The sequence below is a fragment of the Paraburkholderia dipogonis genome, from assembly GCF_042680985.1.
Taxonomy (GTDB): Bacteria; Pseudomonadota; Gammaproteobacteria; order Burkholderiales; family Burkholderiaceae; genus Paraburkholderia; species Paraburkholderia phytofirmans.
The window spans coordinates 67,046-86,245 of record NZ_JBHUFR010000004.1 but is presented as its reverse complement, the minus strand read 5'-3'; the positions used below and the strand labels follow the sequence as shown (position 1 = coordinate 86,245).

The following is a 19,200-nucleotide window of genomic DNA, read 5'->3' as shown; positions in this document are numbered from 1 at the left end:
CACCTACCTCCTAAATCCGCGATTCAAGCTCCGCTCAAGCACGTTGAACACTCGTTGACTAGACCATGTAATGAAAAGAAAAACGAAACCGGCGATCATGTAAAAAAGAAGTGGACTGTGCGTAATGCCCGCTGCGATCGCGGACACCCGCATGAGTTCTTGCAGACCCACGACGGATACCAGAGAAGTGTCCTTGATTGTCATCTGCCAGACGTTATTGAGACCACCTAAGGCGTAGCGGAACATGAGAGGAGCGATAACGCGTCGATAGGTCGTCAGACGCGTAAAACCAAGCGCTCGGGCAGCTTCGATAACTCCGGGCACAATTGCCTGCAGTGCACCACGTAGCACCTCAATCGAATAAGCAGCCGAAATCGCTCCAATTGAGATCGTTCCCATTATGAAGCTATACGCTGAACGTAATCCATCGCGAAACCCAAAGAATTCACCAACGCGATCAACCATCTCGACCGAGCCGAAGAACAGCAGATAAATGACCAGTAGGCCGGGAACGCTACGAATCACACCGGTGAAAGCGTCGACGCCTTGAGACAGGAACGGGATCCTGCGCCACCGCGTGATTGCAAGAGGTACCGCCACGAGGATACCGAGCAGCATGCCCAGTAGCCCCAGAAGGATAGTGACAACACTTCCCTTGAAAATCGATGTTAGCCAGCCCTGCTGATACAGTAACTGTAGTGTTTCGATAAGCATCGCGGTGGCCTGCTCTAAACTTGTAATGATTGCGTGCGGGCAGGGACGACACGCCATCTCCCATCGCCCGCAAGTCTAGTTAGCTTCGAACGTCAGGGCGTACAGGGAATGGTATAGTCTTCCTGGAACCACTTCTCGCTGATCTTCCTCATAGTCCCGTTTTTGATCAGCCTGCACAGAGCGGTATCCACATTGTTCCTCAGTTCCGCATTTCCCTTTCGGATTCCGACACCCATGCCGATACCTAGAATCTCAGGATCCTCTTTTTGGCGCACCGCAACGGGTACTTGAGTAATTGAGTTACCGCCTGGAGCCTTCATCACATCGGCCCACGTGGGCGAATCACTAAACGCAGTATAGAGTCGACCACTTTGCAGGTCGCTGACCATCTGATTGACCGAGTCATACGATTTGATGTCAGCGTTCCCGAAGTGCCTCTGAACATATTTCGCATAGGTCGTGCCGTTTACAACACCAACCAATTTTCCGTCGAGCGCTTTGCTGATCGCGTCGAGGGACGTCGCCCGGAGCAGAGGAGAGCCTTTCTTGACCGCAAAATACTTGGTTACGCCAGCGTAAGGAATCGAATAGTCAATCTGCTTCCTGCGAGTCTCTGTGATACCGAGACCCGAGATGATCACATCGAATTGGCCGGCCGAAAGGGAGGGTATTAGCGTGTTGAAAGACTGCACGACGAATTTGCACTGCACTTTAAGTTCGGCACAGATGGCGTTAGCTACATCGGCGTCATAACCCGTGACTTTGCCACTGGCATCCGCCATACTAAAAGGTGGCGCGTCGCCTTCGGTCCCAACGGACAAGGTGGCCGCTTGAGCAGGAGCGTAAGTCGAGAACAATACTGCGGCGCTCATCGCGAGCGAGAGAAAAGACCGTTTCATACAGTTTTCTCCAAACAAGTGAAAGACGGTTCAAAAGCAGGCCACCGGACTGATCTGATTCAGCCGCTAGTGTTGAGACAAAAACGATCGCACCCGATCGGATCGAGCCGAAGTGAAGATAACTTCCGGCGTGTCGTCCTCTTCAATTTTCCCTCGGTGCAAGAAAACGGTGCGGGATGATACCTCGCGGGCAAAGCGCATTTCATGAGTGACGAGGAGAATCGTGTTGCCTTCGTCTGCAAGATTCCGGATAACTTTGAGAACCTCGCCTACCAGCTCAGGATCCAGCGCAGAGGTCGGCTCGTCAAAAAGGACCACACCGGGCTTCATCGCTAATGCTCGGGCGATGGCAACGCGCTGCTGTTGTACACCGGAAAGTTGGGAAGGGTAAGCGTTGCGTTTCTCCGCCATTCCCACTTTCGCCAGCATCTCCATGGCAGCTTCTTCAGCCTCGAAGCGCTTCATACCTTTTACGAACCTCAGCGCTTCGGTCACGTTCTGAACGACCGTTCGATGCGGCCAAAGGTTGAAGTTCTGGAACACCATACCGACCTGTTTTCGAAACTCCGGTATTGCCGCCGAATTGACACAGTTAAACACGCCTCGCCCGTCCGGATCCACCTTCACAGTTTGTCCGTACAGACTGATCAATCCTGAGGTCGGCTTCTCGAGAAAGTTGATGCAACGAAGCAGCGTACTCTTGCCCGATCCGGACGATCCGATCAAAGAAATGACTTCGCCTTGGCTCACTTGCAGATTGATACCGTCCAACACCAGATCCGCGGCAAAGCGCTTCTTCAGATCTTGAATCTCGAGGATAGGAGAGGCTGTCATGTATAAATTCAGGTTGAGGACTTGAGGTATAGGGCCGGGCAAACCGCGAAGATGTTCAGCCGACTGTTCAAAGCTCGCCAGATTCGCCCAATTCGCGGGTGACCTGATCGACAGCTTTGCCCGCGATATCCACCATCTCATCGATCTCCGATCTGGTCATCGTAAGCGGGGGCGCAAAGCCGAGAATGTCGCCATGAGGCATAGCTCTCGCGATCAGTCCGCGATCTCGCGCAGCTTGTGAAATGCGTGCTCCGACCTTCAGCGTAGGATCAAAGCGCAGCTTCTTTTCGGGATCCGCGACGAACTCAACAGCGGCCATCATGCCGACGCCACGCACTTCGCCCACGAAAGGAAGATTCCCAAAACGCTCCTTGATGCGAGCTTGCATGTAGCCGCCGTCAGATTCCGCTTTCGCGGGGAGGGCTTCGGCTTCGACAATGTCGAGAACCGCATTGGCAGCAGCAACGCCGATCGGATGCCCCGAATAGGTATAGCCGTGCGAGAAGCTACCAACGCTCGGCGTGGCATCTTCCATAACCGCATACACCTTCTCGCTGACGAGGCTCGCCGACAGCGGAGCATAGGCTGCGGTCAGTCCCTTCGCTACCGTGACGAGATCCGGTTCAATACCATAGAGCGTCGAGCCAAACATCTTTCCGGTGCGTCCGAAACCGGTGATGACTTCATCAACAATCAGCAGAACGTCGTATTTGTTAAGGACGACCTGGATGGCAGGCCAATAACCTTGGGGTGCCGGGATAATGCCTCCCGTACCAAGAACGGGCTCGCCGATGAAGGCGCCTACCGTTTCCGGTCCCTCACGTACAATCATTGCTTCGAGTTCAACGGCCCGACGCGCCACAAAGGCCGACTCGCTTTCTCCCTGTTCTGCGCCCCAGTAATAATGCGGAACGCCTGTGTGCAGGATCCGTGACATCGGCAAATCCATGTAGTCATGGTAGAAGCTTAGCCCGGTCATCGATCCCGAAACAACGGAGCAACCGTGATAGCCACGTTCGCGGGAGATAATCTTTTTCTTTTGTGGCAGACCGCGGAGATTGTTGTAATACCAGACCAGCTTTGCCTGGGTCTCGTTGGCGTCCGATCCGGACAGGCCGTAGAACACCTTCGACATTTTTCCCGGAGCCATCTTCACCAGACGGTCCGAAAGCTTCGCGAGCTGGTCGGTGGTGTGCGAAGCGTAGCTATGGTAGTAGGCGAGCTTATATGCCTGGCGCGCAATGGCCTCGGCTACTTCAGTCCGTCCATACCCGACATTCACGCAGTAGAGCCCCGCAAAGCCGTCGACGTACTCGCGGCCTGTTGCGTCCTTGATCCGCACACCCTTGCCCGTCTCTACGATAACCGGATCGCTTGCGCCCTTGGCGTAGTCCTTGAGGTAGGTAAACGGATGCAGCACTGAGCGTCGATCCATTTCAGCGATCTGATCGATGTTTTCCATGATATTCCTTTAGTCACAAATCTATGAGAACTCTATCGAGTGGCTTCGTAGGGGTGAGATCCCCTCATGCCGAGTGCAAGGCCCCGACGCAGACGTACTTCAACTCGAGAAATTCGTCTATCCCGTAGGTCGAGCCTTCACGACCGAGCCCAGACTCCTTCCAGCCACCAAACGGGACTGGCGGTCCGGTGAATGAGGGCGTGTTTACCGCGACCATCCCGTACTCCAGAGCCGAAGAACAACGAATTGCACGGTTCAGGTCGGCAGTAAAAACGTATGCCGCCAAACCCATATCTGATGCATTGGCGCGACGCATGACCTCTTCTTCTTCGTCAAACGGCAGAATGGCGGCAACCGGGCCAAACGTCTCTTGCGTCGCGATCAGCATGTCGTCGGAAACGTCGCACAAAACGGTAGGGGTCACGAACTTGCCCCGGATTTCCGCACTGCCCCCGGCTAGAACACGGGCACCTCGCTGAACCGCGTCGTCAATGTGTGACCGGCACTTGTCCGCGACAGCCTGCTTGGTCATCGGTCCGATATTGGTTTCAGGAGACAGTCCGTGCCCAACCTTTAGCGCGCTGACCCGCTTGGCGAAGCGATCACAGAATGCGTCGTAGACAGTGCGTTGTATATAGATGCGATTCGCCGCCAAGCAATCCTGCCCCGAAGTAGCGAACTTCGCCGACATACAACCATCGATAGCAGCGTCAAGATCGACATCATCAAATACGATAAGCGGGGCGTGTCCGCCTAACTCCATCGAAAGCTTCTTGACCGTTGCACTCGACTGCGCATAAAGTATTTTTCCTATCGCGGTCGACCCGGTAAAGCTCACTGCACGGACCCGACTGTCGGCTGCGATGATCCTAGCGAATTTTTCCCCATCGCCATGAAGAACCTGAAAGACGCCATCGGGAATGCCCGCTGCTTTTGCTAATGCGTATAGCGCGTACGCAGATAACGGCGTCTCGGGTGCCGGCTTGACGATCACCGGGCATCCAGCCGCCAATGCCGCCGCGGCCTTGCGGGCGATCATCGCCATTGGAAAGTTCCAGGGCGTAATGGCGACAGTAATGCCGACCGGCTGCTTCGAAACCCAGCCGACACTCATCGGCTTATGAGGCGTCGGCGATTGGCCGCATATCCGAATGGCTTCGTCGGCAAACCAATCGATAAACGACACACCGTACTGAATTTCAGCTTCTGCTTCGCTCAACGGCTTGCCCTGCTCTGCGCTTACGATCCGTGCCAATGAAAAGCTCTCACGCCGGATGGCTGCCCCCCACGCACGGAGTACAGTTCGACGCTCCTCGGCCAACGTGTCACGCCATGTTTTGAACGCCCGATCAGCTTCATCGATGGCAGCGCGCATCACCTCTTGCCCACGAACCTTCACGCGTGCAAGACACTTGTTCGTGGCAGGGTCACGAACGAGTTCGGGCTCGCCTGCAATCATGTTCAACGGCGGATCGGGCTCTGCCGGCAGCAACTCAATTCCTAGTGCTGCGTTCGCAAATAATCGGTGCACCTCAGGGGAATCAAGCGCTGCGCGCGCCAAGTTTTCGACCATGGTTCACCTCGCTTTCGTTTTCATTGAAAAAATTCTATCTATGCAAAATGTACGAAAACAAACAACGATTGCCACTTTGGAGCAGTGTTACTGCGAATCTAGCCATACTTGAGCCGTTTTTCACAGATTCCCACTGACGCAGAAGGGGAAGGCCGGTATGCTCCCTGCCAACTAGATCAGGAGGAAGTCTTTCGAAAGACGGTATGTCCTGCTTACGTCCTCCCGCGTCACAATGGTTGTCGCCTCGATAGAATTGGAATCTGGGGGCGATAAAGAGAGAACGAGTTGGCGCGTTACGGACAGACATTCAAGGACAGAGCGGTGGCGCGGTTGCTGCCGCCGGAAAGCGCATCAGTGGACGAGGTTGCGCGAGAGATCGGTGTGGGCGCACAGACGCTGGAGCGCTGGCGCAGTGATGCGCTGTCCATGCCCGCTCGCGAGCGGGCATGGACAGCGTCCGCCCGCTTCGAGGCGGTGTTGAACACGGCAGCGATGGACGAAACTGCGCGCAATGCGTGGTGCCGTGGGCATGGCGTATATCCGCAGGAGCTAGCCCAGTGGCGGCAAGCGGCCACGCAGGCGCTGGCCGAGCCCGAAGAGGCCCGTGCGAGTCCTCAGCAAACGAAGCAGGATCAGCGCCGCATCAAGGAACTAGAACGCGAATTACGGCGCAAGGAGAAGGCGCTGGCCGAGGCAGCCAGCGTTGCTGGAACTTTCAAAAAAAGTCTAGGCGATCTTCAACAAGGGCGAGGACGAATGATCGGCCTCGAGGATCGCCAGCAACTGGCCCGCGAAATCGATTCGGCGAGACTGGCTGGCGCACGGTTGCGCCTGGCCTGCGAGGTCGCGGGAATTGATGTGCGCACCTTGCAGCGTTGGAGGGCCCGCCAGGCGCTCGTCAAGAGCGACGCCAGGCCCGGCGCGATACGCCCGCTGTCTGCGCATGCCCTGAGCCCAGAGGAGCCGGCAAACGTACTGCGCGTAGCCCGAGGCGCGCTTTGCTGACATGCCACCGGCGCGGATCGTGCCGATGCTGGCCGACGAAGGCGTGTACATCGCCAGCGAATCGACCTTTGCACGCGTGCTGCGCGAGCATGGGCAGATGACGCGCCGTGGCCGCGCCAGAACTCCTTCGAGCGCCCGGCCGCCGACCACGCACGTCGCAACAGCGCCGCGCCAGGTGTGGTGCTGGGACATGACGTTTCTGCCGGCAACGGTAACAGGTCGATGGTTTCATCTGTACCTTATCCTGGACATTTACAGCCGCAAGATTGTCGGCTGGGAGGTGCACGACAGCGACGCTGCCGAACACGCCGCTCATCTCGTGCGTCGTACGGCGCTCTCTGAAGGCATTGCCGCTCTTGAGACCCGGCCGGTGCTGCACGGCGATAACGGTGCGACGCTCAAGGCCACCACCGTGCTGGCAATGCTCCCCTGGCTGGGTGTCAAGCCGTCGTACTCCCGCCCCCGTGTCAGCGACGACAGCGCCTACGCCGAGGCGCTCTTCCGAACCGCGAAGTACCGGCCGGAGTTTCCGGCCACAGGCTTCGAGGACCTGAACGCTGCTCGCACGTGGGCTACCGGTTTCGTCCAGTGGTACAACTTCGAGCATCGTCATAGCGGCATCCGCTACATGACGCCTGCGCAGCGTCATGCCGCCGACGATCGTGCGCTTCTCGCGGCACGTCACGCACTGTACGCGAAGGCGCGCGCATGCAATCCGGCTCGCTGGTCGCGTCACACGAGCGACTGGACACCGGTTGATGCCGTGACGCTTAACCCCGAACGTGACTCCGTCGTCGAGATGGCGTCGACTGGCGCGAATAAACAGCCTTTGGCTGCATGAGTGAGGCGACGACTACCTTGACGCGCGCCGACGTGTCGCGATCAATGTCTCGCGTGGCTATCACGAGTTGCTGCTCCCTTCGGGCGCGATGCGATGTTTTGCGGCATTTGTAGTTCCGTCGCCCACCTCGGCCAACAGAGGCACTTGGCAGGAACTACGCGATAAATCTAATCGCAAGCAGCATTGGTGCAAGAGTAACCTTCACAATGCAGTATTTGGACGCTAAATGACTATTTTTCGCAGTCGACTCGAAATTTGACCCCCGTAAACTGCTGAGGTTGTTACCCGCCATCTTCAACCTACTACGGAAGCTTTCATGTCATCACTTGTTCACTTCAATTTCGGTAATCTCGGTACTCCACGTGTCGGAGCGCCCCTAGCTGAGCGTGTCATCGAGGGCTCGCAAGTATTCACGACATGGGACATTGATCAGACTGCAACGGGCGATGTGCGCACTGGGGTTTGGGAAGTGACTCCGGGTGCCTATCGCGCTATCAAAGGGACGACGTGGGAACTCTGCGTCATCCTCTCCGGCGTATCTGAAATCACCGAAGATGGGCAGCCACCTGTTTTGGTTAAGGCGGGTGACACGTTCGTCATGAAGCCCGGCTTTGAAGGGACGTGGCGAGTCATAGACCCTACCCGAAAGATCTGGGTAACCAAAGACTGAGCGCTACCGCTCAACGCTTCTGGCGCCACGATAACGACCGTCCTTCGACATTCCATCTCTCGATGATGCGAGATCAAAAGCGAAGAGTTCCATCGCCGGCGAAGGATAGCTATGTGCGCTGCGCGCGACAGAACCTTTGTCACGCAAAGACGAGGCCACGATGGCTGTTGTCTGCAATGCAGATCCTGCTCGCGGTTATCAATGGGCCAAACTCTTCACCGAACGCCTCCCGGAGTTCCGTTCCGGCTGTGGCCAAATGGAGCGGCGTGCCAGCATCCGGTACCTCGTCACTGGGCATCCCGACGATCTCGGCTACGTCGCAACACCTCGAAGTGGTGTGCTCCATTGGCGCCGACGCGGACCGGTCCGATCGGAAGCGAATCCCGCCGATCGCCTCGTTCGGATGTTCGAGCTTGACATCGTTCAAGGTCTGGTTGAGTACGTGACCGAAGCTACTCTGCTCGTCAGTCGCAATCTGTTCGACTATGCCGAGCAGCAGAAGGCACGAGTGTGGCATGCGCTACGCCTATCCCCGGCTCTAAGCGACGTGTTGGCGTTCTTTGCTTTGGAGTGCTCTGGATCACCATTTGGATCGTCTGCGATTTTTCGATGTCGATTGCGCCGCGAGAAGCCACACGGGGCGCCGCTCCCACGCCTTCGAATAACGCCTCACATTGTCGGCATCACCATCCGGTCACCGCTCTAGAGACCGTCATCGATAACATATCGACATACTAGGAAGTAGCCTATGCAATGAATTATCGACCGCGCTCGCGCGTATTGATCACCGCAACTGCCCGCCAGATGACATCCACTGCGTGGTCGCCGGTTCTAGGAATCCACGCAAGCTAATCATTTTTTTGCGACCGCGGTTTGCACGGACACTGCTTCATCGCGATGCGGATAGTTGCGAAACTCCCCGAGCTGTTCGAGCTTCAAATCGACTGGCATTTTTCTGAAATCGGAAACCTAGGCTCTATGACGCCCAAACCATCACTAGCAATAAGGCAGCCGCTCGAAAGAATTCACGCGAATGACCCACTCCCGGATGAAGCCGACGTAGTGATCATCGGAGCAGGCATCGTGGGCGCCAGCGCTGCGTGGGAACTCGCGTCACGTGGTGTCCGGGTTGTCTTGCTGGAAAAGGGCATTGTCGGCGCAGAACAATCCAGCCGAAATTGGGGTTGGTGTCGACAGCAAGGTCGTGATCCTCGCGAACTGGAACTGGCGCATTTCAGCCTCGAAATATGGCCGGATCTCTCCGACCAGCTAAAAAGAGATATTGGATTCAGGCAATGTGGAGTAACGTTTTTGACGGACAGCGAGACCGAGGCTGCGACATGGATTGAATGGACAAACGAAGCCCGCCATAGGGGCATCGTTAGCAGGATTCTCAGCGCCGAAGAGGCGCAACGTGTTTCACCCGGCGCGTCGTCAGTCAAATGGATAGCAGGCCTCACCACGGACTCCGATGGCCGCGCGGAGCCGTCTCGGGTTGCACCGTACATGGCTCAGGCCGCGCGCGAACTGGGCGCGACCGTGGTGGAATCGTGCGCGGTAAGAGAGCTCGAGAAAGCCGGCGGGCGCGTTAGCGGCGTTCATACGGAAAAAGGGTTCGTTGCTTGTTCATCCGTGGTCGTAGCAGCTGGAGCATGGACCGCTCTATTTCTACAAAAGCTAGGTGTTCCATTTCCCCAGGCCTATGTGAACGCATCTGTCGCAAAGACGCACGCAATAGATATATTCGTCGATAACTGCGTTTCGACTCCGGGCGTCTCGCTATGTAGCAGAGCGGATTCTGGGCTTACGGTGGCAAAGAGTGGCCAAGGCACGGTTGACATTACGCCTTCGATGCTTCGCAACGCTGTACGGTTCTTTCCAATGTATCTCCTGCGGAGGAAGGGAGTGAAGTTGCGCCTCACATCGGAGTTCTGGATGCAATGGAAACTCGAACGCGCATACATGTCCAAAGGCGTATCCCCATTTGAATCCCAGCGCATCCTAAATCCGGAACCGGATCTTGTTTTGCTCAGCAGCGCACTCAACGAAGTTAAGAACGCCTTCCCGGTGATGGCGGATTCGACTCTCGAAGATGCATGGGGCGGCGTAATTGATTCGATGCCAGATGCAATTCCTGTAATTTCTAACGTTGACTCCGTGCCCGGCCTTGTCGTCGCCTCTGGATTTAGTGGTCACGGCTTTGGTGTTGGTCCGGGGGCAGGTCGAGCTGTTGCGGCGTTGGTACTCGGCTCTGCCGCTCCGATAGATCTGAGTCCGTTCCGATACAGCCGAATAACCGATGGCTCGCGATTGAAGCCGCATCCAATATTCTAGAATCGTCCCTGTTGCGGACGAGAGTTGTTTGCGCAAGTCCAAAAAAATCAGCGTCGAGATGGATCTCGCTGCAGACGGGTCATTTTCACATCGGCGCTAACAAGTTGCAGCATCTCGCTGGCTACGCGATACAGTATTTGGCGATATCGCGCTCGACATTTTCGGCCCCGCCGAGGGACCGGGCCGCGCTCAGACATCTCAGTGATCGCCCGACTGCGCCGTGTGCGGCAAGGGCCACACGGTGCCGGGGGAACGGCCAACATGGCGGAGAACTGTGCGGATGCCGGTCAGTGCACATGCGGCGGATCCGGTGGCGCTCGCGGCAGGATGCCAGCACAGCGCCTTCAATTCGGTGGCGTCCACCGCGATTCAAACTGGTGCTACCGATCCGCTGGCGCACCACACTACCACACACCTTCACATTCCCTGTTGTCCATCGACACCCGCACTTCAGCTGTCTTTGCGGAGGGGGCCGCCCACATCGTCAGGTTCCGGCGTGCGCCACACTTGTGCCGGTCATCGCAAACCAACCCGACGATCATTCAATGCCAATGGTCGTCAGCGCCTGCCGAATGGTTTTTGGCACAACCATTTTTTGGTCACCGATTGCGGACTGGCCGCCTCCGGCCTGTTCAGGCGCGTATAGCCGCGATCGTACATAGCGACCCACAAGGGGCGCTCAGTCTTCCATTGGGAGGGGAGGTTCGAGCTGAATGGGTGTATCGTCGAATACGGGCATCGAGACAATCATGGTGCCTGCACTGAACCATCACCATCACAGCCCCCTTTGGCGTTCGACGAAAAGCAACGTACGCTCTTCGGCACGCTGAGCGCGTCAGTGCTCACGGCGGCACCGTGGATATCAAATCGGTAGTTGCCTCATATTGAGTTGAACGTCGGTCGTTGAAGGATTCGACGTGTATGCGCCGACCACCGACGCTTCTCGTCCAATCGCCTATACATGCTCTGTTGGCATTTTGTCTTCCCCGGCCCCTAGTATAGAAAAACATCGAGAAAGTTCAGTTATACGCCGGAAATACGCGGTTCGCGCGGAAACGTTGCGTAAATCAGTACCAGCGCAAAGATACAATCATCTTCTGTCGCGAACTGAGACGTGGTTCGCACCGTTTTGGCCCAACACGAAGAGAGAAGCGCTGGCCGCACGAGCACCAAAACTAGCCCATCCGCCCGATACACGCAGGGGACTATTGCAAGATGCAGCAAAAGAATCCACGGTGAATATGATCGATCTCAAAGACATACAAAAGGCTCGCAACCGCCTCGTCGGACACATTGAGACGACCGTTCTGCGTTCCTCAATCCGACTTTCAGAGTTTTGCGGTGTTTCCGTTGGATTAAAGCTCGAGCATCATCAGAAGACGGGTAGCTTCAAGCTGCGCGGCGCCACTAACGCAATGATGGTGCTGTCGGTCGACGAACGAAGGCGTGGAATAGTCACCGCCTCAACAGGGAATCATGGCCGCGCACTTGCTTTCGCAGCCCGAAGGCTGGGTGCCCGTGCAATCGTCTGTGTGTCCCAACTGGTTCCAGAAAATAAGGTGCTAGAAATTCGCAGTCTCGGCGCGGATGTCCGCATCGTCGGTAGCTCCCAGGACGACGCGCAGCGAGAGGCCGAGCGGTTAGTGGACGAAAATGGGCTTGTCATGCTACCGCCATTTGATCACCCGGACATCGTCGCCGGCCAAGGCACGATTGGCATTGAAATTGTAGAGTCAATGCCAGATGTCGCGACCGTTCTTGTACCTTTGTCGGGTGGTGGATTGGCTGCAGGGGTGGCGGCAGCGGTCAAGGGGCTGCAGCCAGCGACGCGAGTGATAGGTGTCAGCATGGACCGGGGCGCGGCAATGAAAGTCAGTCTGGATCGCGCGCGCCCTGTACAGGTCGAAGAATTCAGCAGCCTCGCCGATTCGCTCGGGGGCGGCATCGGACTTGATAACAAAATCACTTTCCGGATGTGCGAAGCCCTTCTGGACGACGTAATACTGGTGACCGAGCAGGAAATCGCCGCGGGCATTCGTCACGCCTACGCGTACGAGCGTGAAATTGTAGAAGGCGCCGGCGCTGTCGGTATAGCCGCGCTTCTGGCACGTAAAGTGACCTCGAAGGGCCCGATTACAATCATCCTCTCAGGACGAAACATCGATTTGGGTTTGCATAAAAACGTGCTGAATGGCTGGAACAGTCTGCAGGGAGAAGGGAATCCATGACCGCTATGAGGGTATTGACCGAGCAAGATCTGAGACAAGTCGTTGGTCTGGATCTATGTGTGATCCAATGTGTCGAAGATGCTTTTCTTGCGCTTGCCACGAAGGCGGTCGTTATGCCGCCCATCCTTCGACTGGATGTTGTCGAAAGCCGGGGAGAAGTCGACGTCAAGACCGCGTATGTGCCCGGTCTGGACAGTTTCGCCATAAAGATTAGTCCCGGCTTCTTCGATAATCCAAAGATCGGACTACGCAGCACCAATGGGATGATGGTGCTCCTTTCAAGTAAAACAGGCTTGGTCGAAGCACTGCTTCTCGACAATGGCTACCTCACCGATATCCGTACAGCTGCGGCGGGCGCCGTCGCGGCTAAGCATCTTGCTCGCGAGGACGCGTCCGTTGCCGCGGTTCTGGGATCAGGCATGCAGTCGAAGCTGCAGATGAAGGCTTTGATGCTCGTAAGGCCAATAACGGAAGCGAGGATCTGGGCGCGTGACATCAGGCGGGCACAAGTCGTCGCGGCCGAGCTGTCCGATGAGCTGGGGATTCCCGTAAGAGCGTATCCACACGCTCAAGCGGCGGTCCGAGGTGCCGATGTGATCATTACGACCACTCCTGCAAGCCAACCGATCTTCCTTGCCGAGTGGCTCGAATCAGGGCAGCACATAACGGCGATGGGATCGGACGCGGAACACAAGAACGAACTGGAGGCGCTGGCTGTCGCGTGTGCCGATGTCTACGTTGCGGATAGCCTGGCACAAACGCGTCGCCTCGGAGAATTGCACCATGCGATCAAAGCGGGGCATTTCTCGCCCTCCAGCGAGTTTCCAGAGATCGGCGAGATAATTGCCGGCGCAAAACCCGGGCGACAACAAGACTCGCAGATAACCATCGTCGACCTCACAGGAACCGGTGTGCAGGACACCGCAATCGCGACACTCGCGATCTCTGCTGCCAAGGCCGCGCGAATCGGGGCGACGTTCGAAAGTTGAGGCAAGCGCCAAACCTGCGCACGTGGTCGGCAATCACGTAAGTGTGAATCGCTGACCGCGAACGCGCGTTGGCAAAAGTCAGCAGGCGGTGCGCCTTCACCGCGACATTTTAAATTACTTGTAGGTAGCACGAAAGGTGCGCATCTAAATTCAGGCACATGCTTATCTCCGGGAGGCCGGTGATCGTAGGTCTCGCTAACGGCAGTTCCGGCACGTTCGTCGCTGTAACCGCGGAGCCTGCCGCGGGGAGAAAGCACGCGGGAATAGATCCTGCCTTCGTGATGGAACACTCGAGGCGAACGAGATCGTGGAGTTACCGCTGATGTCGGCAGCGGCGAGGATGTTGAAGAGGGAGCCACGCTGATACTGTTTGATGTCCTTTGCTCCCGTTTTGCCGCCGTGCGGGTTTGTCCCGCACGGCGCAACGATAAGCGAAGTACCGTTCGTGACGAAAAATGGCTGCTCATTGGATGGGCAGATGGCGATACGACGCCGCTCAAATACTTTCTCACGACTGCCCCCGAGGAGGCGACTCTTGAACAGCTTGTGTTCGCGACCACGATGCGCTGACGCATCGTGCGCGACTACCAGGATCTGAAGCAGGAGTTCGGACTGGGTCATTACGAAGGGCATGGCTGGCGAGGCTTTCACCACCACGCCACACTGAGTATCGCTGCGTATGGGTTTCTGATGGCTCGGCGACTCGGAATGCAATCAGATGGATGCGATAAAAAACTTCGTTGCACGCGCGCTGCCTTCCCTTCCCCCGGATTACATCCCTCGGGGCAGTCCAGCGCGCTCGACGTCACGTTCCTGATTCCATAACTACGCTGCGCAGCCTGCTTGGCCTAAGGCTCATGCAACGATCACTCTCTTCTTGTACGGCAATAAAGAGCGTACCTAAATATATGACACAGTGAGAGTTCGATGAGGAATCAGTAGTCAACCCCTCTTCGATGTGCTTTCCATAAGGCAGAGGGGTTCATACGGACGAACTCCGCATAAAGTTGTTCAGCGCATTACAGCTGCCGCTCGAACACCGGCATGCATGGCTACAAGATCCGAGGCGCGCTGACGCCATTCTCGATCGCCTTGTGCATCAGGCTCACGAGCTTCCGCTAAGGGCGACTCGATGCGCAGAAAGAATAAGCCCGATGACGGCGTAGCCTGATCCGGACACCCACGCTACAATCCATGCACCTCGCAGCCCTGCCCTCCAGCTTGTTCGATTTTACCGAAACAAGCGTTTTCCTTCCCCGAAATCCGCAGCCTGCGCTCACCGTACACTGGCTCGGGGCGCGAACTCCATCTCCCAGCGCAAGCCTTCAGCTGCTATCGCCTGACTCGAAGGCGACAGCAGCGAGCCGACCACCTTTGAAGCCTGCCCACTACGGGCCACGTCCGGTGCGTTCATTTGCGTGCTCCTACGAAGAAACCGGATGACGAACTGTTTTACTCCTCCTGCTCTACCTTTGCTGCCCTCATAGTATCTACTTGCTTGCGGAAGACGAAGCACGCCACCGGGATACTTTCGGGCGGTACAGGACGAAGCGGACGCGCAGCCAGACACGAGGCGTCCAGCGAGTCGTGATATATACGAATACTCTAGAAACAGCGGGCTCTGAGCCTTGCTTTGATACGCCAGGAAACGGCCCCGTGGCTACCGAGGGTCAAGGCCTGACGGCGCAGTCATGGGACCTGTGAGCCTAGATACAGGACCGCCATGGTCGTAGTCGCACCGTCGGATTGCTCTAACCATCTGCAGTGCGACCATCCTCCTGAACGCGCAACCGGACCACAGAACCATTTCCCGGCTGGCTCTCGATTTTGAGGTGCGCGTCCATCATTCTCGCCCGCTCGGCCATTCCTAACAAACCGTACGAGCCGAGGCGACGCACCAACATATCGAACCCTTTCCCGTTGTCCCGCACAACCAGTTCTATTTTAGAACCTGATGTGGTCAGCCTGATTTCTACGTGCGACGCACACGCGTGGCGCGAGATATTAGTCAAGGATTCCTGTACGATACGAAAAATACCTGCTGTATGCATTTCAGATAGACACGGTTCGGGACCAACCGCACTAAGACGACATGAAATCTCTGTGCGAAGGCGGAAGTCGTCCGCCAGCCACTCAAGTGCAGGCACGATCCCAAAGTCCAACGCGGCGGGCCGTATCTGATTTACTACACTGCGCACAACGCCTATGATCGTCTCGACGAGCCGTCTCATCTCATCTGCCTTTTGCACTGCAATCGAATCAGGCGACAGTTTTTGCCTCAAAAGCGATACTTCAATTCTCAGAGCGGTGAGCAGTTGGCCCAGCTCGTCGTGCATTTCCATTGCGATGCGCTTTCGTTCACTTTCTCGAACGGCTTCGAGGTGAACGAACAATGCATCAGGTTCAGATAACGCTGGTGATCCTCGGTTGATGTGTTCGCTCATTCGACCGACCTCCATTGTGAGCAGCTTGCCGATGATGGCGCGGACCAGTTCTTGTCGCGCTGCGCTCTTTAAATCACCTGCCCAGACGGCCTCCGGCTCTCTACACGCACTCCCAATTGTCGTCCAAACCGCACCTGTCCAATACAAGCTTCTCGCCTACAAACGATTGACCTGTTGCGGCTTCGCCCGCCCTGGGCGGCCCGATAGCAACCCGTTCTACGTCGATGGAAATGACGCCGCCGTCATGCGTTTCCACGCCAACGTTGCGAAACCTGCGCAGTGGTTTCGCGTCCGTCGCTATCGACAAGGTCGCAAGATTTCAGACCCGTGCCATACCGGTTCCGCAATGTATTGCAAGCGTGACAGAATGCGTGAAAATTCTGTAATTGGCCGTCGGGCGCGGTGCTATTACTCAACCTTGAAGCGCCCAATGGTAAATGCCAACGAGCTTGCCTGTGCTTGCAAGGACGTCGCCGCCGCTGCTGACTGCTCAACGAGCGCCGCGTTCTGCTGCACCATTCCATCGAGTTGCATGATCGCAAGATTGACCTCCTGAATTCCGTGTGTCTGCTCGAGCGCTGCACGAGCAATGCCCGAGATGACCGATTGCACATCTGCAGCATTGGCGACAATCTCGCTCATCGTCTCGCCCGCTTGACGCACCTGGAATGATCCCGCAGCAACGCGTGAGACCGTCGCCTCCACAAGTTGCTTCACTTCGCGCGCAGCCTGCGCGCAGCGCTGCGCTAGGCTACGGACCTCATGTGCGACGACGGCGAAGCCGCGACCCTGCTCCCCCGCACGCGCGGCTTCGACAGCAGCATTGAGCGCGAGAATGTTAGTCTGGAACGCTATGCCGTCGATCACGCTAATGATTGCGCCGATCCTGCCCGACGCTTCCTCGATCTCTGCCATTGTGCCGACCGCATCCGAGACGACCTCACCACCGCGCGAAGCGATTTGCGTCGCGATGCCCGATCGCTCGTCGGCCTCGCGGGCCGCCGCGGCTGACTGCTCGACTGTCCCCGAAATCTGGCCCATCGATGCGGCCGTCTGCTGCAGGCTCGCCGCCGCAGACTCAGTGCGGGATGAGAGGTCTTGACTCGCCGCGGCAATTTCATTCGCGGCGGCACGCACCAATTCGCTTGCACCACGGATATCGAGCATCACGCTTTGAAGTTTGGCGACGAACTGATTGAACGAACGCGCGATGCTGGCCACTTCGTCCCTGCCCCCGTCCGGCAGGCGTTGTGTCAGGTCGCCCGTGCCTGAGCCGATAGCTGTCATGGCTTGACAGACGTGTCCGAGCCGGCGGAACGCAGTCGTGGTAATGGCGGCTCCGATAATGGATGCAATACCGACGATAACAACGAGTGAGACCAGTGACGCACCCAATAGTGAGCGCATACCAGCAGTCGCCTCAGACTCGTCGAGGGCGACCACAATTTTCCAATCGGTACCCGGCACGTCCTGTGCCCTTACCAACTTCGTTTTTCCGTCGACCGCTAGTTTCATCGGTGTGTTCCCCATCCCAGCCGATGTGGTGGTGACCCCAGCGAAATCGGCCGCAATGTCAGTAACCGGTTTGAACCGCAGCTTTGGATCCGGATGCGCAATAACGCGGCCGCTGTGGTCAATCAGCATGCCAAAACTTGCCGGAGTCGGATGGATCGCTTCTACGTTCTGAACCACGCTGTCCAATGCGACATCGCCCACCAGCACAGCCTTCAACACGCCGTCACGTATCACGGGAATTGCCAACGCCACCAACAACGCCCCGCTCGTGCTGACGTAGGGGAGAGCAACCGGCTTGCCCGCTTGCACGGCGCTTTTGTACCAAGGGCGACTAGTCGGATCGTAGCTGGAGGGAATGTTCGGCCAGTCGGTGAACTTTGCCGTTCTGTCCGGGTAGCCGACTCCGACGTCAAAAAATCCACCCGCGACGGCAATCTGTTTAAGGATGGGCCCCGGGTCAGCCGACAGCACAACATCCTCCAGCGATGAAACCATTCGAGTTTTTCCAGCGATCCACTCCGCGATTGCGACGGAATGGTCATTGGCGGACGACGTCAGGTCGTGGTTAGTTGCAGCCTCCATGCTCGCCTTCGCAACCGAATAGTCGGTCGCGGTGCTGGAGACGACGGAAAAAACTACTAGCGCTACACATGCAAGAACAACGCGTGCGCGAATGGACGATAGCATTGGATGGCCTGTGGCTCTTGTGGTTGAACTTGCATCCGCTCAAGTGCACCCACGACTGGCGCGCCAAAAAGAGCGCAGATGTGAGACGCCCTGCGGGCGAAGCTACATACGGGCGTGATTCGCGGACAGTTGGCGGCGTTATGACGGACGATAAATCGCGTATACCTTCGCGACGTGCTCACGACTTTCCCAGCTGCACTGCGCGCCTTGCTCAACGACGAAAATGTCACCGCGTCCGAAGGTTACCCTTCTGCCGGACTCGTCCACGAATGTGACGCTGCCTTCCAGGAGATGCATCAGCTCGCAATGGCGATAAAACATTGCACTACGCTGATACGGTGTTGAATCCCAGGTGCCGCAGACAAATGCCCCATCTCCAGCGCTGTAGTCCGTGAAGTTGCGGCAGACAGGAGCGGGCGTGAGTAGCAAGTCCGCGGGCGGCGTGCCCGACGGCTCCAATTGCGGCGCATGCTGGATCAGGACAATCTTCGCTTCAGCATACTGACTGCCGTGATAACGCATGAATATGATCGATACCGGCCCTCGCGTCGACCAGGAAAACTCCGCCCCATGACGCAGCAACGCGCTGTCGCCTGGCCCCAGCGTCAGCGGACGCTCTGCTTGCGTCAACGTGATCTCGCCTTCCGCAACGATGATGAACTCATCTACCGGATAGGGCAGCACTACACCGCATCCCGCGTCGAGCGCTATCACGCCCACGCTCACGGGCCCCGGCGGCCAATCTAAAACGCGGCGGCTAGAAAGGAAGCGACTCTCGTCGGCCGAGCCGATCGTCGCAATCCCTTGGCTTTTATCCGAGGCGAATTTCCGCAGATCGACAAACGATCGGGACTTGCGATGCTCCGCTAATGCTTGCTGCAATTTGGACATGTTGTGTTCCAGTCGTCCAGACTTTTGCCAGATGCTGGTCGTGTCGGTTCGCACCTGGACCTTCGGTGGCAGAAATCGAATGTGGCATGATTCGGTTTTCACTTCTAACGTTCT

Annotated in this window: 14 protein-coding genes and 2 pseudogenes; 7 read left to right on the top strand and 9 right to left on the bottom strand. The window is 57.0% G+C overall.

Annotated features, from left to right (window positions below; genetic code table 11):
• Positions 1-3 precede the first annotated feature (3 nt).
• The 5 genes from ACFSNN_RS03855 to ACFSNN_RS03835 form a co-directional block, all read right to left on the bottom strand.
• A complete protein-coding gene (locus tag ACFSNN_RS03855) occupies positions 4-714 on the bottom strand; it encodes an ABC transporter permease subunit (RefSeq protein WP_134466056.1) in 711 nt (236 codons plus the stop codon).
• A 92-nt stretch (positions 715-806) separates the two neighbouring features.
• Entirely contained in the window at positions 807-1,613 is an 807-nt protein-coding gene (locus ACFSNN_RS03850) for a transporter substrate-binding domain-containing protein (RefSeq protein ID WP_134466057.1), read from the bottom strand.
• 66 nt (positions 1,614-1,679) lie between these two features.
• Complete coding sequence (locus ACFSNN_RS03845) at positions 1,680-2,447, bottom strand: amino acid ABC transporter ATP-binding protein (protein WP_134466058.1); 768 nt, start codon at positions 2,445-2,447, stop codon at positions 1,680-1,682.
• A 67-nt stretch (positions 2,448-2,514) separates the two neighbouring features.
• On the bottom strand, positions 2,515-3,909 hold the full coding sequence (locus ACFSNN_RS03840; RefSeq protein ID WP_134466059.1) for an aminotransferase: 1,395 nt from the start codon (positions 3,907-3,909) through the stop codon (positions 2,515-2,517).
• Positions 3,910-3,973: 64 nt separating this feature from the next.
• On the bottom strand, positions 3,974-5,482 hold the full coding sequence (locus ACFSNN_RS03835) for an NAD-dependent succinate-semialdehyde dehydrogenase (RefSeq protein ID WP_377688924.1): 1,509 nt from the start codon (positions 5,480-5,482) through the stop codon (positions 3,974-3,976).
• 285 nt (positions 5,483-5,767) lie between these two features.
• On the opposite strand from ACFSNN_RS03835, the gene ACFSNN_RS03830 reads away from it, so the two are divergent.
• Both ACFSNN_RS03830 and ACFSNN_RS03825 read left to right on the top strand, forming a co-directional pair.
• Positions 5,768-7,328 (top strand): IS3 family transposase gene (locus ACFSNN_RS03830; protein ID WP_134466060.1). Its coding sequence is split into 2 segments (ribosomal slippage): positions 5,768-6,471 and positions 6,470-7,328, totalling 1,563 coding nucleotides; the frame shifts between segments, so codons are not numbered across the junction.
• Positions 7,329-7,644: 316 nt separating this feature from the next.
• A complete protein-coding gene (locus tag ACFSNN_RS03825) occupies positions 7,645-7,998 on the top strand; it encodes a cupin domain-containing protein (protein ID WP_134466061.1) in 354 nt (117 codons plus the stop codon).
• Between the two features lie 139 nt (positions 7,999-8,137).
• Here ACFSNN_RS03825 and ACFSNN_RS03820 read toward each other — a convergent pair whose 3' ends face one another.
• On the bottom strand, positions 8,138-8,515 hold the full coding sequence (locus tag ACFSNN_RS03820; RefSeq protein ID WP_134466062.1) for a hypothetical protein: 378 nt from the start codon (positions 8,513-8,515) through the stop codon (positions 8,138-8,140).
• A 380-nt stretch (positions 8,516-8,895) separates the two neighbouring features.
• Here ACFSNN_RS03820 and ACFSNN_RS03815 point away from each other — a divergent pair, with 380 nt between their 5' ends.
• The 5 genes and pseudogenes from ACFSNN_RS03815 to ACFSNN_RS03795 all read left to right on the top strand — a co-directional run.
• On the top strand, positions 8,896-10,332 hold the full coding sequence (locus tag ACFSNN_RS03815) for an NAD(P)/FAD-dependent oxidoreductase (protein WP_134466063.1): 1,437 nt from the start codon (positions 8,896-8,898) through the stop codon (positions 10,330-10,332).
• 1,235 nt (positions 10,333-11,567) lie between these two features.
• Positions 11,568-12,560 (top strand): hydroxyectoine utilization dehydratase EutB, encoded by a 993-nt coding sequence (gene eutB, locus ACFSNN_RS03810; protein WP_377688923.1) that lies wholly within the window; start codon positions 11,568-11,570, stop codon positions 12,558-12,560.
• On the top strand, positions 12,557-13,549 hold the full coding sequence (gene eutC / locus ACFSNN_RS03805; protein WP_134466064.1) for an ectoine utilization protein EutC: 993 nt from the start codon (positions 12,557-12,559) through the stop codon (positions 13,547-13,549). Before eutB ends, eutC begins: the two co-directional genes overlap by 4 nt.
• Before the next feature lie 378 nt (positions 13,550-13,927).
• Positions 13,928-14,366: pseudogene (locus tag ACFSNN_RS03800) on the top strand (IS701 family transposase); the annotation flags it as partial.
• 205 nt (positions 14,367-14,571) lie between these two features.
• Positions 14,572-14,720 (top strand): annotated as a pseudogene (locus ACFSNN_RS03795) (ATP-binding protein); the annotation flags it as partial.
• Between the two features lie 580 nt (positions 14,721-15,300).
• On the opposite strand, the gene ACFSNN_RS03790 reads toward ACFSNN_RS03795, so the two are convergent.
• The 3 genes from ACFSNN_RS03790 to ACFSNN_RS03780 form a co-directional block, all read right to left on the bottom strand.
• Positions 15,301-15,993, bottom strand: a complete 693-nt coding sequence (locus tag ACFSNN_RS03790) for a sensor histidine kinase (protein WP_166799450.1) — start codon at positions 15,991-15,993, stop codon at positions 15,301-15,303.
• 408 nt (positions 15,994-16,401) lie between these two features.
• On the bottom strand, positions 16,402-18,195 hold the full coding sequence (locus ACFSNN_RS03785; RefSeq protein WP_134466066.1) for a methyl-accepting chemotaxis protein: 1,794 nt from the start codon (positions 18,193-18,195) through the stop codon (positions 16,402-16,404).
• Positions 18,196-18,333: 138 nt separating this feature from the next.
• Positions 18,334-19,086 (bottom strand): cupin domain-containing protein, encoded by a 753-nt coding sequence (locus ACFSNN_RS03780; RefSeq protein ID WP_134466067.1) that lies wholly within the window; start codon positions 19,084-19,086, stop codon positions 18,334-18,336.
• Positions 19,087-19,200 lie beyond the last annotated feature (114 nt).

Excerpts from the sequence above, each read along its gene's own strand:
- ACFSNN_RS03855 (WP_134466056.1), bottom strand. The coding sequence starts at position 714 with ATGCTTATCGAAACACTACAGTTACTGTATCAGCAGGGCTGGCTAACA.
- ACFSNN_RS03850 (WP_134466057.1), bottom strand. The coding sequence starts at position 1,613 with ATGAAACGGTCTTTTCTCTCGCTCGCGATGAGCGCCGCAGTATTGTTC.
- ACFSNN_RS03845 (WP_134466058.1), bottom strand. The coding sequence starts at position 2,447 with ATGACAGCCTCTCCTATCCTCGAGATTCAAGATCTGAAGAAGCGCTTT.
- ACFSNN_RS03840 (WP_134466059.1), bottom strand. The coding sequence starts at position 3,909 with ATGGAAAACATCGATCAGATCGCTGAAATGGATCGACGCTCAGTGCTG.
- ACFSNN_RS03835 (WP_377688924.1), bottom strand. The coding sequence starts at position 5,482 with ATGGTCGAAAACTTGGCGCGCGCAGCGCTTGATTCCCCTGAGGTGCAC.
- ACFSNN_RS03825 (WP_134466061.1), top strand. The coding sequence starts at position 7,645 with ATGTCATCACTTGTTCACTTCAATTTCGGTAATCTCGGTACTCCACGT.
- ACFSNN_RS03820 (WP_134466062.1), bottom strand. The coding sequence starts at position 8,515 with ATGCCACACTCGTGCCTTCTGCTGCTCGGCATAGTCGAACAGATTGCG.
- ACFSNN_RS03815 (WP_134466063.1), top strand. The coding sequence starts at position 8,896 with ATGCGGATAGTTGCGAAACTCCCCGAGCTGTTCGAGCTTCAAATCGAC.
- eutC (WP_134466064.1), top strand. The coding sequence starts at position 12,557 with ATGACCGCTATGAGGGTATTGACCGAGCAAGATCTGAGACAAGTCGTT.
- ACFSNN_RS03790 (WP_166799450.1), bottom strand. The coding sequence starts at position 15,993 with ATGAGCGAACACATCAACCGAGGATCACCAGCGTTATCTGAACCTGAT.
- ACFSNN_RS03785 (WP_134466066.1), bottom strand. The coding sequence starts at position 18,195 with ATGCTATCGTCCATTCGCGCACGCGTTGTTCTTGCATGTGTAGCGCTA.
- ACFSNN_RS03780 (WP_134466067.1), bottom strand. The coding sequence starts at position 19,086 with ATGTCCAAATTGCAGCAAGCATTAGCGGAGCATCGCAAGTCCCGATCG.